This window comes from Bacillus sp. BML-BC051 (assembly GCF_019656175.1).
GTDB classification, from domain to species: Bacteria; Bacillota; Bacilli; order Bacillales; family Bacillaceae_G; genus Bacillus_A; species Bacillus_A mobilis.
This window is the reverse complement of sequence record NZ_BPLI01000051.1, coordinates 1-14,345: the sequence shown is the minus strand read 5'-3', so window position 1 is coordinate 14,345 and position 14,345 is coordinate 1. Positions and strand designations below refer to the sequence as shown.

15 protein-coding genes are annotated in these 14,345 nt (G+C 37.8%); 3 read left to right on the top strand and 12 right to left on the bottom strand.

What is annotated here, in order from left to right:
* Nucleotides 1-56: 56 nt before the first annotated feature.
* The 7 genes from K5S59_RS20125 to K5S59_RS20095 all read right to left on the bottom strand — a co-directional run bounded on the left by K5S59_RS20125 (nt 57) and on the right by K5S59_RS20095 (nt 7,785).
* Nucleotides 57-305 (bottom strand): spore coat protein, encoded by a 249-nt coding sequence (locus K5S59_RS20125; RefSeq protein ID WP_001002985.1) that lies wholly within the window; start codon nt 303-305, stop codon nt 57-59.
* Between the two features lie 13 nt (nt 306-318).
* The gene (locus K5S59_RS20120; RefSeq protein WP_001180555.1) at nt 319-504 is read right to left on the bottom strand and encodes a hypothetical protein; all 186 of its coding nucleotides are present in this window, start codon (nt 502-504) and stop codon (nt 319-321) included.
* 115 nt (nt 505-619) lie between these two features.
* A complete protein-coding gene (locus K5S59_RS20115; protein WP_000074947.1) occupies nt 620-1,177 on the bottom strand; it encodes a TetR/AcrR family transcriptional regulator in 558 nt (185 codons plus the stop codon).
* Nucleotides 1,178-1,180: 3 nt separating this feature from the next.
* Entirely contained in the window at nt 1,181-1,903 is a 723-nt protein-coding gene (locus tag K5S59_RS20110) for an MBL fold metallo-hydrolase (RefSeq protein ID WP_001242346.1), read from the bottom strand.
* A gap of 138 nt (nt 1,904-2,041) precedes the next feature.
* Nucleotides 2,042-3,826 (bottom strand): acyl-CoA dehydrogenase family protein, encoded by a 1,785-nt coding sequence (locus K5S59_RS20105; protein WP_000416298.1) that lies wholly within the window; start codon nt 3,824-3,826, stop codon nt 2,042-2,044.
* Nucleotides 3,827-4,209: 383 nt separating this feature from the next.
* A complete protein-coding gene (locus tag K5S59_RS20100) occupies nt 4,210-5,382 on the bottom strand; it encodes an acetyl-CoA C-acetyltransferase (RefSeq protein ID WP_001206340.1) in 1,173 nt (390 codons plus the stop codon).
* 21 nt (nt 5,383-5,403) lie between these two features.
* The gene (locus tag K5S59_RS20095; protein ID WP_098257774.1) at nt 5,404-7,785 is read right to left on the bottom strand and encodes a 3-hydroxyacyl-CoA dehydrogenase/enoyl-CoA hydratase family protein; all 2,382 of its coding nucleotides are present in this window, start codon (nt 7,783-7,785) and stop codon (nt 5,404-5,406) included.
* A 237-nt stretch (nt 7,786-8,022) separates the two neighbouring features.
* Between K5S59_RS20095 and K5S59_RS20090 the strand changes: the two genes are divergently transcribed.
* The gene (locus tag K5S59_RS20090; protein ID WP_001096344.1) at nt 8,023-8,169 is read left to right on the top strand and encodes a YuzL family protein; all 147 of its coding nucleotides are present in this window, start codon (nt 8,023-8,025) and stop codon (nt 8,167-8,169) included.
* Between the two features lie 97 nt (nt 8,170-8,266).
* A complete protein-coding gene (locus tag K5S59_RS20085) occupies nt 8,267-9,106 on the top strand; it encodes a D-alanyl-D-alanine carboxypeptidase family protein (protein ID WP_000831469.1) in 840 nt (279 codons plus the stop codon).
* Between the two features lie 22 nt (nt 9,107-9,128).
* Here the strand turns inward: K5S59_RS20085 and K5S59_RS20080 are convergent, their stop codons facing one another.
* From K5S59_RS20080 to K5S59_RS20065, 4 genes are all read right to left on the bottom strand, one after another.
* Nucleotides 9,129-10,046 (bottom strand): proline dehydrogenase family protein, encoded by a 918-nt coding sequence (locus K5S59_RS20080; protein ID WP_000436767.1) that lies wholly within the window; start codon nt 10,044-10,046, stop codon nt 9,129-9,131.
* Nucleotides 10,047-10,356: 310 nt separating this feature from the next.
* The gene (locus tag K5S59_RS20075; RefSeq protein WP_001290586.1) at nt 10,357-10,602 is read right to left on the bottom strand and encodes a YusU family protein; all 246 of its coding nucleotides are present in this window, start codon (nt 10,600-10,602) and stop codon (nt 10,357-10,359) included.
* 48 nt (nt 10,603-10,650) lie between these two features.
* Entirely contained in the window at nt 10,651-10,953 is a 303-nt protein-coding gene (locus tag K5S59_RS20070) for an MTH1187 family thiamine-binding protein (protein ID WP_001018860.1), read from the bottom strand.
* Between the two features lie 78 nt (nt 10,954-11,031).
* Nucleotides 11,032-13,032, bottom strand: coding sequence for a methyl-accepting chemotaxis protein (locus K5S59_RS20065; RefSeq protein WP_033656234.1), 2,001 nt, complete (start codon nt 13,030-13,032; stop codon nt 11,032-11,034).
* A gap of 188 nt (nt 13,033-13,220) precedes the next feature.
* Between K5S59_RS20065 and K5S59_RS20060 the strand changes: the two genes are divergently transcribed.
* On the top strand, nt 13,221-13,979 hold the full coding sequence (locus tag K5S59_RS20060; protein ID WP_000939467.1) for a TrmB family transcriptional regulator: 759 nt from the start codon (nt 13,221-13,223) through the stop codon (nt 13,977-13,979).
* 30 nt (nt 13,980-14,009) lie between these two features.
* On the opposite strand, the gene K5S59_RS20055 is transcribed toward K5S59_RS20060, so the two are convergent.
* On the bottom strand, nt 14,010-14,345 hold a 336-nt coding region (locus K5S59_RS20055), incomplete at its 5' end, for an LPXTG cell wall anchor domain-containing protein (RefSeq protein ID WP_220784084.1).

Sequence of the window (14,345 nt, the reverse complement as noted above, 5' to 3'; positions counted from 1 at the left end):
ATTGACATATACAAAAAGAAAACGAGCGAATAAATTCGCTCGTTTTCTTTTTCCTGTTATTCAGCACTTAATTGACCTTTTAATTGCTGGACAATCATCGGGTTTGCAGGTGCAGCTGGTTTGTAATAGCTTTTTTGCTTTGCGTACTCATACATATTACGTTGGCGCATCTCATCTTGATTACGAATTTGGATTAATGTTTGATGTAACTGTTCATTATCAGACTGAGCAATATAATTTGCATAACTTGTTAAACTTGCATTTAATCCTGCTAAATAATCATTTACCATATCTTTTTCATTCATCTGTCGCTTCCTCCTATCCTAGAAAAGTCATTAATTGCTGTTTCGTATTTCGTGCATCTTGCGCATCCTTTTGTAACATTTGTTTCAGTTGTGGATCTGTACACGTCTGTGCATACTGCTCCAACTTGTTAATAATTGTTGCGTGTCCACCGATCAAATGACGTAAGTTTTCTACTTCAAGCTCTGTTAAGTTTTGCATAGAATATTCCTACCTTTCTTCTTTCATTCCTTTTTAGTATTCTGCTCTTTTGAAATCATATACACTAAAAAACCTTAGAATTTCTCCTAAGGTTGCTGACTGTCTCTCTTCTTATTCAATCTTTTATTACATGTAATCCTTTAATAAACGTTTCCAATAATACATGTAAACTTTTATCTAAATCTAGTGGCAAACCAAATCCACCTTGCTGTTCAATTGACGCAAATCCATGACAAATACTTCTGAATCCACGTGTCGCATGAAGTGCATTCTCTCCTTCTAAGCCGTATTGTTGTAAAACATGAAGACAAAGCGTTACAATTCCGTCACCTGCTTTTCTTACTTCTTCGTCTCGTAAAAAGGTTGCTTCATACAGCCCAGGATGTTTGCGGACGAATGCTACATACGATTCTCCTAAAGCATGAATCGCTTCGTCCATACATCTACCCTCAGCAGCTTCTTCCAGTCTGTTATGCAGCTGTTTGATTCCGTAAATACCAAGATTTTTCCGTACATCTTGTAAACCTTTCACATGATTGTATAGCGAGGGTGAACGTACCCCTAATGTTTGCGCTAATGAAGCTAACGTTACTTCTTGTATTCCATTCGTATCTGCAATTTCTGCCGCTGTTTCTACAATTTTCTGTAATGTAAGTCCGATTCTCGGTGACATAGATTAACCCTCTTTTCTACTTTCTATATTCCGCTTAGCTTCCTTAATAGCAAGTTTAATGACAGTGCTTGGATCCTTTATCATTTTCCCATGCCCTGCCGCAAGCAAGGAAGGCTCATATTCGCTTAGCTTCTCTGCACTTTGTAATGATATTTCTTTGCTCCACGTTGCCATCGCAGGAAACGGAAACCAAAATTTCATTTGTCCCGAAACAGCCATACCTCCTCTCGTTTGGAATGCATCCCCAACAATCAGAGCTTTATTTCGTACATCAAGAAATGACATGGATCCTGGTGTATGTCCCGGTGTCATAATCGCAAGAAGCGAGCCAACTCGGTCGCCATCTTCTAATAAAACATCAGGTACCGTTTTTACTTTTTTAGGTACACCGCCTTTTATCGGTATATTCGGTTCACCCTTTTGTAACGTCGTATCTCCTTCTAACAGCTTTGCGTCTCGCTTAGAAATATAAACTGGAACATCAGGAAGTACTTCCTTTAATGCGTCTAATGCACCGATGTGATCATCATGCGCATGTGTTAATACCATCTTAGTAATGGGTTTCCCTATGTTCTCAGCCGCCTGTAAAATACTTTTTGCGCTATATGGTAAAGCCGCATCAATTAAGGTTAAACCATCTTCTTCCTCCACAAAGTAACAATTCACAGGAAACACTCTTGGCAAAAATGACAATTGATATACCGTTTTTTCATGTATCATTCTCATATTTCCATCTCCCTTTTCACGAAAACTAATATCATTAGTTTTATTATACTAATGGCATTAGTTTTGTGCCACTAAAAATTTCATTTTTACAAAAAAAAGAAAAGTAGCCGTTTATACGACTACTTTTCTTTACAGCTATTAAACTGTGTAACGCTCATCTTCTAAAATTTTCGCAGCGATTTCACGTTTCTTCGGAATTACGTTAAGTGGTGTGTGGCGAGTTAATTTACGTAATGATGATAACATCATGCGCAGCATGTCGCCGTTTTCAACTGCGATAAGTGTTTCTTTCGCATCTGCTTCGATTTCGTTGAATGCTTCTTGGCAGAATACTTCAGTGTATAACACTTTTTGTTTATTCTTTTCTAGACCAGTTGTTTTAATCGCTTTTTCTGTACGAAGAACAGCTGACTCCATTGCGTATAGGTTGCTTACGATGTCAGCGATATTCACAAGAATTTCTTGCTCTTTATCTAATGCTTTACCGTATTTTTGAGCAGCTAATCCAGCTACCATTAAGCCGATTTTCTTCGCGTTAGTTACTAAATATTTTTGAAGTGCTAATGGCTCATCGCCTACTTCTTCTGGCATCATCATCATTAACTCTTCTTGTAATTTTTGTGCTTTTTGAAGAAGTGGTAATTCACCTTTCATCGCTTTACGTAAGAACGTACCTGGTACGATTAGGCGGTTAATTTCGTTCGTTCCTTCGAAAATACGGTTAATACGAGAATCGCGGTACATTCTTTCAATCTCGTACTCTGCCATAAATCCATAACCACCGTGAATTTGGACACCTTCATCTACTGTATAATCTAATACTTCAGAACCGAATACTTTATTTAAAGAGCACTCGATTGCATATTCAGCGATAGAAGCTGCTACTGCTTTACCGTCCTTTACTTCTTCCTCAGATAATGTGCTCATGCGGCTTTCGAATAAACCTACTGTACGGTATACAGAGCTTTCAGCCGCATATGTTTTCGCTGCCATATTCGCAAGTTTCTCTTGAATTAATGGGAAGCGAGCGATTGGTTGTTTGAACTGTTGACGTTGGTTTGCATATTGTGCTGAAATTTCTACTGCACGTTTCGCAGATCCAACTGTACCAACACCTAATTTATAACGGCCGATATTTAAAATGTTGAACGCGATAATATGACCTTTACCGATTTCACCAAGTAAGTTTTCCTTCGGTACTAATGCATCTTCTAAAATTAACGTACGAGTTGAAGAACATTTAATACCCATTTTCTTTTCTTCTGGGCTTGTAGATACACCAGCATATTCTTTCTCTACGATAAACGCTGAGAAGTGCTCTCCATCAATTTTTGCGTATACGATAAATACGTCAGCAAATGCAGAGTTTGTAATCCATTGCTTTTCACCATTTAATACGTAATGTGTACCTTCTGCATTTAAACGTGCAGTCGTTTTTGCACCTAATGCATCAGATCCTGAACCTGGCTCAGTTAATGCGTATGCAGCTAATTTTTCACCAGTCGCAAGTAATGGTAAATACTTTTTCTTTTGCTCTTCGTTACCGAATAACACGATTGGTAAAGATCCGATACCTACGTGAGCACCGTGAGTAATTGCAAAACCACCAGCGCGCGAGAATTTCTCTGCGATTAACGCTGAGCTTACTTTATCAAGGCCAATTCCGCCGTACTCTTCTGGTACGTCAGCGCCTAATAAACCAAGTTCCCCAGCTTCTTTTAAAAGACGAACAGAACGATCAAACTCGTGTTGCTCTAAATATTCAAGCTCTGGAAGAACTTCATTTACGATAAAGTCCTCTGTCGTTTTCGCAATCATTTTATGCTCAGATGAAAAATCTTCTGGCGTAAACACTTGATCAATCGTAATCTCATCAACTAAAAAGCTACCGCCTTTAACCGCACTTCCTACTGTTTTTTCCATGAAAATTTCCTCCTTCATATTTTCATGAGCCGCTTCTTTCTTTTTTTGAAAGAAGCTAGCTCTCAATTTTATTTTTTATAAACCTTTGTTGCTTCCATTCTTTGCATTGGCATCTCGTTCTGAACGAGCCACTTCCACTTTTTATAATCTAGTTCCAGCGGCTAGAATGTTCGGTGGCTTCGCTTCTTCCTGCGAGGTAAAGAACGCCTCTACGTCTGAAGCTCCATCCCCCTCACATTCTGAACGAGACGCTTCCACTTTTTTTATAATCTAGTTCCAGTGGCTAGAACAGTCGGTCGTTTCACCCCTTCCTGTGAGGCAAAAAACGCCTCTTCGTCAGGGCTTCCAACGCCCTCCTGTTCTGAGCAAGCCACTTCCACTTTTTATAGTAATTCAAACACTCCTGCTGCTCCCATTCCGCCACCGATACACATTGTTACGATACCGAATTGTTGGTTGCGGCGTTTCATTTCGTGAATAAGAGATAGTGTTAGTTTTGCTCCTGTACAGCCAAGTGGATGTCCAAGTGCGATTGCACCGCCGTTTACGTTTACTTTTTCTTCATCTAAACCAAGTTCACGAATAACTTGGATTGATTGAGAAGCGAATGCTTCATTTAGTTCGAATAGGCCAATATCAGATAGCTCTAAGCCAGCTAATTTTAATGCTTTTGGAATTGCTGCAATTGGGCCGATTCCCATTACTTCTGGTGGTACGCCAGCTACTGCAAATGAACGGAATTTCGCAAGTGGCTTCATGCCATCACTCACTGCTTTTTCACGATCCATTAATAGTACAGATGCTGCACCGTCACTCATTTGTGAAGAGTTACCAGCTGTTACAGAACCGCGAACATTAAATGCTGGACGTAATTTACCTAAAATGTCTAGCGACGTTTCTGCTCTTACACCTTCGTCTTGTGCGAAAATGATTGTTTCTTCTTGCAGTTTGTTATTTGATCCAACAGTTCGTAACGTTACATCTACAGATACTGTTTCATCAGCAAAGTTCCCTGCAGCTAATGCTTTCGCAGCACGTTGATGACTTCTTACTGCAAATGCATCTTGCTCTTCACGAGAAATTCCATATTTCACAGCAACTTGCTCTGCTGTATGTCCCATGCCCATATAATATTCTGGAGCTGCTTCTACAAGGCGACTATTTGGACGAACAACGTGTCCCATCATCGGAACTAAACTCATTGATTCCGCTCCGCCTGATAATACCGCTTCCGAGTGACCAAGCATAATACGCTCTGCTCCGTAAGCAATACTTTGTAAACCTGAAGAACAGTAACGGTTAATCGTAATAGCTGGAACATCGTAAGAAAGTCCTGCTAATCCGCCGATATTACGAGCCATGTTTAAACCTTGCTCTGCTTCTGGCATCGCACAACCGAAAATTAAATCATCGATTGGTCCTTCATAATTCGCACGCTTTAACGTTTCCTTTACTACTAACGCCCCTAAATCGTCAGGACGAACTGTTTTTAATGAACCCCTCTTTGCTTTTCCAATTGGTGTTCTTGCTCCCGCAACAATGACAGCTTCTCTCATGAACGATATCTCCCCTCGTTATTAGTTACGTAATGGCTTTCCTTTTACAAGCATGTGCTGCATTCTTGCTTGTGATTTCATCTCACTTACTAAGCTAATAAATGCTTCACGTTCTACATCTAATAAATACTGCTCATCAACTTCTGTTCCGTACGGCACTTTTCCGCCCGCAATGACATATGCAAGTTTCTTCGCAATGTGAAGATCATGTTCAGAAATGTAACCTGATAAATGCATTGCTTCTGCACCAAGTACAAGAGTTGCATATCCTGTTTCACCAACAACTGGTATCTTTTTACGAATCGGCGCTTTATAGCCAGCTTCATATAAAGCAAGTGCTTTTTGTTTCGCATCATATAGTAAGTGATCACCATTCACACTAATACCGTCTTTATCGCCTAAGAAGTTGTTCGATACAGCTTCTTGTGCTGATGTAGAAACTTTCGCCATCGCTACAGATTCGAATACTTTATTCGCAACTTTTTGCAGATCAAACTCTACACCGTTTGGCATTTTGTTTAAGTGTTTAATGTATAGCTCTTTATTACCGCCTCCGCCAGGGATTAAGCCAACACCAACTTCTACTAAGCCCATATACGTTTCGCTAGAAGCTTGAATGCTCGCTGCTGGTAAGCAAACTTCTGTACCTCCGCCAAGCGTCATACCATATGGTGCTGCTACAACTGGCTTAGAAGAGTATTTAATTTTCGTCATTGCATCTTGGAAGTTTTTCACAACCAACTCAATTTCAAAGTAGTTGTCATCTTGTGCTTCCATTAAGATCATTGCTAAGTTCGCACCAACGCAGAAGTTCTTCGATTGGTTACCGATAACAAGACCTTTATAATTCTTTTCTACTTCATCAACAGCGTAGTTAATCATTTGCGTAATATCCATACCAATTGCATTGCTCTTCGAATGGAATTCTAAGCAAAGGATACCGTCACCTAAATCAATTAAGCTTGCTCCGCTATTTTTCTTTAATACGCCATTTTTCGCTTTTAATTGTTTAAGGGAAATTGCCTTTTTATTACGTTCAATTAGCTTATATTCACCATTATCATAATAGTAGCTATCTCCGTTATCATGTTTGTAGAAAGTAGTGAAACCTTTCTCTACCATTTCTTTCACCCAAGTCGGAACAACTGCGCCGTTTTCTTCCATCTTTTGAACAGACTTTTCAACGCCAATTGCATCCCAAACTTCAAATGGTCCTTGCTCCCAGCCGAAGCCCCACTTCATCGCTTGGTCAATTGCAACGATATCGTCAGCAATTTCTTTATGAAGTTTTGCAGAGTATAAAAGAGTTGGTGTGATGATGTTCCATAACAACTCTCCTGCGCGGTCTTTCGCGTATACAAGCGCTTTCAATTTATTCGATAAACCTTTTTCTTGTTTACTTAACTCGATAGATGCAGCTTTTAATTTTTTGCGTGCTTCATATTCCATCGTTTCAGGATTTAGTTCTAAAATTTCTTTTCCTTGTTTTAAGAAGAAGCCTTGACCTGTTTTACTTCCAAGCCATTTTTTATCAAGCATGTCATGCATGAAAGCTGGTACTTTAAATACATCACGCTCTTCTTCTTGTACGTTTTCATATACGTTATTTGCAACGTGTACGAATGTATCTAAACCAACAACATCTAATGTACGGAACGTTGCGCTCTTCGGACGACCAATAAGTGGGCCTGTTACAGAATCAACTTCCCCAATGCTATAGCCGCGTTTTATCATCTCTTGAAGAGTTACTAATAAACCGTACGTACCGATGCGATTTCCAATAAAGTTTGGTGTGTCTTTTGCGATAACAACGCCTTTTCCAAGAACGTCTTCGCCAAATAGTTTCATGAAGCTTAATACTTGTGGATCTGTTTCTTTCGTCGGTATTACCTCTAGAAGTTTTAAATATCGTGGTGGGTTAAAAAAGTGTGTGCCTAAGAAGTGCTTCTGGAAGTCGTTTGAACGACCTTCTGCCATTTTTTCTACTGAAATGCCTGACGTATTCGAGCTTACGATAGAACCCGGTTTACGAACAGCATCTACTTTTTCAAATAGTTTCTTTTTAATATCTAAGTTTTCAACTACTACTTCAATAATCCAATCAACATCAGCTAGACGCTCAAGATCATCTTCTAAGTTACCTGCTTCAATCAGTGCTAGATTTCCTTTCACTGTCAGAGGAGCTGGTTTTTGCTTTAATAGTTTTTGCACAGCTGTATTACTAAAACGATTTCTCACACTTTTATGTTCTAATGTAAGTCCCTTCGCTTCCTCTTCTTTTGTTAGCGCAGGTGGTACAATATCAAGCAATAATGTCGGAATACCAATATTAGCTAAGTGTGCCGCAATCCCCGAACCCATTACGCCTGAACCTAGAACAGCAGCCTTTTTAATTTGGAACATCCAATTCTCCCCCTATTCTTGAATGAATGCTCATTCAATTTTTCGACATAAGTCGCAATCAATGAGTGAGCCTCTACTAATAAATATATGATACAGTTTGAATTTTCGCAATATATTTATTGATAAAATTTTCTGAAATAAATATTTTTCTTTTATTTGCCCATGCTATATGTATGTATTTTCTTCACTCAAATACACTTTTCCTTTTTATAATCTGACGAAACTGGAGGAATATATATGGCAAAACTTAAGAAGAACCCTTCAAAAGCTGGAATTAGCGCAGCAAGTGTAACTGGAAATGCAGGTCCGCATAATCATGGTGTGGAAAAGGGCCGTCAAGGTAATAACCAACAATATAAGAAGCATAATATGGGCGAAAAATAACGGTATATTTTTGGGCAGAAAACGTGGCATAATGGGTAATGGCTGCTTTTTCTGCCCAATTTATTTGTACATATGGAAAACAAAAGAGGGAACGATGATGAAACGAACAATAGTTATGATTGTAATGATTGCTACACTATTTACAGGGATGATTTTCTTCTCTTACGCACAAAGACAACAAGCTGTAAGAGCCGATCAACCTAGCATCACTGGACAATACGCCATTACAATCGATGCGGACACAGGTGAAATCTTGTATGGAAAACGAGAAGACGAACGCTCTTATCCGGCTAGTATAGCCAAAATGATGACAACTCTTCTCTTACTAGAGAATGTAAAAGAAGATGAAGAAATTACAATTACAGAGAACGCAATTAAAACAGAAAGTCAAAGTAAGAAAATTAAACTTCGTGCTGGGGAAAAGTTAAAGCGTGATGAGGCATTAAAACTGATGCTTATCATTAGTGCAGACCCAATAGCCGAATCCATCGCAGAACATATCGCAGGATCAAAAAATGAATTTGTAAAAATGATGAATGCTAGAGCGAAGGAACTTGGTACAAAGCATGCGACTTTCAAAAACGCAAGTGGCGCTGATGCACTCGGAAATAAAGTATCACCTTATGACATTGCTATGATTACGAAAGAAGCATTAAAGTACCCAGTTGTTTTAGAATATATGAATTCAACACGTACAACTCTACATACTTCAGAACGCTCTCCAAACATCGCAAACTATGGACGAGAAGAACTATATGACGATCCATATGCAATTGGAAGTAAAAGCGGTCTATCAGCACTCGGAAAATATACGGTCGTAACAGTGGATGAAAAAGACGGTAAACGCGTCATTAATGTTGTATTATCTTCTACTCGCACGCAACTATATCCTGATACGAAAAAAATGGCACATTACGCATTTCAGCAATTAAAATAACCAAGGAGTATTTTCTCCTTGGTTATTTTTTAACCATACCTTTTAATACGAATGCAACGTTTGCTGGACGCTCTGCTAGACGACGCATGAAGTAGCCATACCAGTCGTTTCCATAAGGTACGTAAACACGCATTTTGTAACCTTCTTTTACTAGCTCAAGTTGACGCTCATTACGAATACCATATAACATCTGGAATTCAAATTGGTCTCTTGGAATGTTGTGTTCTTCGGCAAGTTTTTTCGTATATTCAATAATCGCTTCGTCATGTGAAGCAATTGCAGTATAATTTCCATTTAATAAGTGCATTTTTATAATTTTTTTATAGTTATCATCTACATCTTTCTTATCCGGGAACGCTACCTCTTCAGGTTCTTTATAAGCTCCCTTTACAAGACGTAAATTCGGACTATAAGCATTTAATTCTTCCATATCTTTTTCTGTACGATAAAGGTAGGCTTGAATAACTGTACCAATATTATCGTATTCAGATTTTAATTGTTTAAAGATCTCAATTGTTTTCCCGCAGCGCGTATAGTCTTCCATATCAATTGTAATAAACACACCATTTTCTTTTCCAGCTTCTAAAATACGGCGCATGTTATTCATTACGATTTCATCAGAGATATCTAATCCCATAGAAGTCATCTTTAAAGAAAGCTGCGAATTAAGACCTTCTCTTCCAATTGCACGAATCGCTTCAATCGATTCGCTAGCCATTTCATTTGCTTCCGCTTCGTTATCAACGAATTCACCTAAATAATCGATCGTTACACAAAGACCTTGCTTATTTAATGCTTTAATTGCAGCTGTCGCTAATTCAATCGTTTCCCCTGCGACAAAGCGACCTGCACCAAAGCGTAAACCGTACTTTTTAGCCAGTTTTGTTAGCGCTTTATTTTTTGACAAGAAAAGAAACGAATTTCGCATTAATTGTTCCATGTAATTCACCCCTATGACTGTGATTTATCTGTTTTTTACCCCTCTTCAAAATTATATCACTGTTTAAAATTATTGGATACAAATAATTATTTAGATAATTTATAAAATACTATAAAAACATTTAAAACCCTATATTTTCGCTTATAAATATGTAGGAAATATTTTTCGACATTTAGAAAAAACGAATTTACTAGGCACAAAATAAGCATGTCGAAAATATTCGACATGCTTATAAAAACCTTTATATTCCATGTAAATTATATAAGGATATTAATGCAAAAAAATTGAGATTATATTTATCTCAATTTTTTTATTGCTCATTTCTCTTCTCTTCATTCAGCCTTTTAATATCTGTAATTAACTGTACCATCTCTTCTTTCGCATCAGGATACGTCTCATTCCAATGCTTCACTAAAGCGGGCATCGTCTTCGCTATGTAAGAATACAGCGCCCACTTCTGCACCTGTTCTTTTCTCTCATCATTGCTCTCTCCAAGTAATAGCTCAGTGTATTTCTCTAACAATCCGTCAAATTGTTCGTTAAACTTTTCACTCATCTTATCTACCTCCTATATGAAAAAAGCAGCGACAATCGCTGCTTTTCCTTATAATTTTGATCGAACAGAGTTTAATTTCTTCTCCATTGTGCTTACTTTATCACGACGATCATCGATACGAATTGTTGTTGCAACACGCTGTGCACCTTTCGTATATGGAACTTCATGCATTTGTTGAATAACTTCTAGAATGACAGGAAGATCTCCTTCAATAATTGTATTCATTGGTGTTAATTGATATTTCACGCGATCTGCATTTTTCTCTAACACCTTTTGTACTTCTGCTACATATTCACTAACACTTGGATTACCCGTTCCTACTGGAATAATCGATACGTCAACAATTGCCATAGTAGTCTTCCTCCTATTACTTGCTTCTTATATATCCATTGTCTATTTTACCGAAATACTCATCATTTTACTAATTTGTTATTCCTCTATTTTAAACTGCTCAACTAATCTTTCTAAGTCTCTCATGTGCTCCGTCAAGCTTTCCATCGTATGAGCTACCTTTTCTAGATGATTCACTTGAGATTCAGTTGCAGCATTTACCTCTTCCGAAACAGCTGCGCTTTCTTGACTCGTACCAGCAATTGTATGCATTACCGCTGTAATTTCTCCTTGCTCATGACCAATGTTATATACCTCTTCTACAATTTGTTCCACTGAAGTACTAATCGTATTTACAACTGACATAATTGTACGGAATTCCGTTTCTGCCTCTGTCGTAACTTTATTTTGTATATCCGCAATGTCTTTCAATTTACTTACAACTTCTACAACTCGTCTTACCTCTACTTGTACATCACCGATCATCGTTGCAATTTCTACTGTTGCATCTTTTGATTGTTCCGCTAATTTTCGAACTTCTTCAGCAACAACAGCAAAGCCTTTACCTTGTTCACCTGCACGCGCCGCCTCAATTGAAGCATTTAACGCAAGTAAATTCGTTTGATCCGAAATACCTTTTATAAGCTCTACAACATTTTGAATCGATCCAACTCTTTGCTCTAACTTTCCGGATGCTTCCTCTGTATGCACAACAATCGAAGATGATTGGCTCCTTGTACGAACTAAATTACGCATCGTATTTAATCCTTGCTTAGACGCCTCTTCAGCTTTACCAGCCACACCTTTTATTTCACCAACCGATTGATTCATTTGTTCCACTGACTGCGCCATATTCTCGAGCTGTTCTGAAACTTCATCTACACTATTAGCAAGAGTGGACGCTCCTCCGCTCACATCATCCATTGCGCCTGACACTTCTCTACTAGCGGCTACAGTTTCATTCGTTAAATAATGTAGATTATTCGTTGATTGTTGCACTGTTGATACACTATTTTTAATTTCGCTTACCATTTCATTCATTTGCTCAACCATATGATTAAAATGGTTCGTCAGCTCTCCAACTTCATCCTTACTTGTCACTTTCATTTGCAACGTTAAATCACCTTCTGCTACTTTTTGAACGTGATTCGTTAATAGTTGCAGCGGTCTTGCTAATCTTCTTGAGAACAAGTAGGAAGCTGCGATTCCAACTAATAAGCTAATACATGCCATTATAAGAACTGTATTTCTCGTACTATTTAATAGCCCATCAATCGTGTCTTTCGGATAAAAAATTCCTATTTTCCATTTCATCAAATCAAATGACTGGCTATAAACAACTACATCTTCACCTTTTAATGTAGTGACAGCATATTTTGTTACCTCTTTATTTAAACTCTTCACAAGTGGCTCTTTCGAAACATCTTTCCCTATTTTCTCTGGGTAAACAAGAGCCATACTTTTATCATTTATAATAAACATTTCTCCGCCATTATTGTATTGAATATTATGAAGTAACTTCTGAATTGTTCCGAGTGATACATCCATCGCAACAACACCTAATACAGATCCATCTTGAGCTGTAATTGCTTTAGAAACTCCCACGCTTAACTTACCTGTTGCAATTTCATACATAGGTTGTCCCCAGTGAACCTTTTTCACATCAGCTTCTGAGTCTTTATACCATGGTCTTGTCGTTGGATCATATCCTTCTGGCACTTGTCCACCTTCAGCAAGATTGGCACTTAATGTTTTTTTATCTTTCGTACCAATATATAAGTCTAAAATGCCAGGATGATTCTTTTTATACTCCGAAAACTCTTTCGTCAAAAATGCTTCTTCTTCTGGAGTAACTCCGTCTTGAAGCATATTACGAACCATCTCACTGTTCGCATAATATCCCATATCTTCATCCGTTCTTTGAACAAATGTCGTAAGTTGCTCTGTAACAAGATCCATCGTATTTTGAGAATACTGGTCTAAGGAGCGCACTTCCTTCTCTTTCTGTAATTGATACATAGCTGTACCTAATATTACAAACATCATAGAAATAAGTACCGAAAATACTACCGCAATTTTTAAACGTAAACTTCTCAACATCTTCCCCCAAGCATCTCCTTCTCGTTGTATTATAATCGTATTAATCATTATATTAAGTATAATGGATAAAATTAAAAAATTGAAATTAATTCTCATCTCAATTTGAGTAGAAAACCTACTACCACTTGTGCAAAAACAAATAGTTCATTATCCTTAAGCTATATCATCTCATTCGTTCGGAGGGAACTATGTTACAAAAATTCGGTTTCTCACAATATGAAAGCCAAGCTTATGAAGTTGTCGTATCAAGCAACGAACCACTAGATGCTACAACAATTGTGAAGCACTCTGGTGTTCCAAAAGCAAAAATATATGAAGTGCTAGCACGCCTGATCGATAAAGGAATGGTAATGGATTCTGTTTCAGAAAAGAAAAAGCTGTATACAGCATTGCCACTCAAGCTAGCAATTGAAAAATTAACGACAGAATTTCAATCAAATATTGAAGAATTGGAAACGAATATATCAAAAAAATCATTTACAGATGACCGTGTGTGGAGCTTAAAAATGCAATCTTCTATTCGAGTTCAAAGTAAAGAACTTATCGAAAGTGCAAAAGAATCAATTCGCATTTCAGCTTGGAATGATACTCTTTTAGAATATCTTCCTTCACTAGAAGAAAAAGCAAAACAAGGCGTCAAACTCGAATCGCTTATAGTTGGAAAAGTAGAAACAGAGTTAGAAAACATGCATTTTCTAATCCCAACAGAAGAACCTAACGCATTAGAACGCTACTTGCTGCTCATCGTTGACGACCGCGAGATTTTATTTGCTGGTGTAGAGCAAGAGTCATGGCAAGCGATGAAAACAATGTCACAACCTTTCGTAAAGTTCTTTACAGAATTTTTCTATCACGACGTTGCACTTGCAAAAATTACAGAGAAGCATCTTGATCTCTTCATGCAAGATGAGGAAATTAAGAGTTTGTTGAGGAAATTGAGATACTAAAAAAACGCCTCTATTACAAGGCGTTTTTTTCTACATTTCTTTTCTATTTTTCATCCTTAACACATAAGCACCCGCAATAATAAAACCAATTCCTAAAACGAATAAAGCGGTAAATACATTGCCGACGCCGCCAGTAGCTGGTAAACGCACTTCATTATGAGTATTAGGTTGTTGCATTGGCTTCACATCAGTGGAAGGTTTCACTTCTCCATTCGGTGTTGGCTTATTTGGCTTAGAAGGAAGCGATGCCTTTTCTTCTTTCTTATTTTTCACAATATGCTTAATAATTTCTCCATCCTCTTTTATTTCAAATGCGAATGTCTCTTCATTTATTACATATCCATTTGGTGCTATTGTTTCTTTATA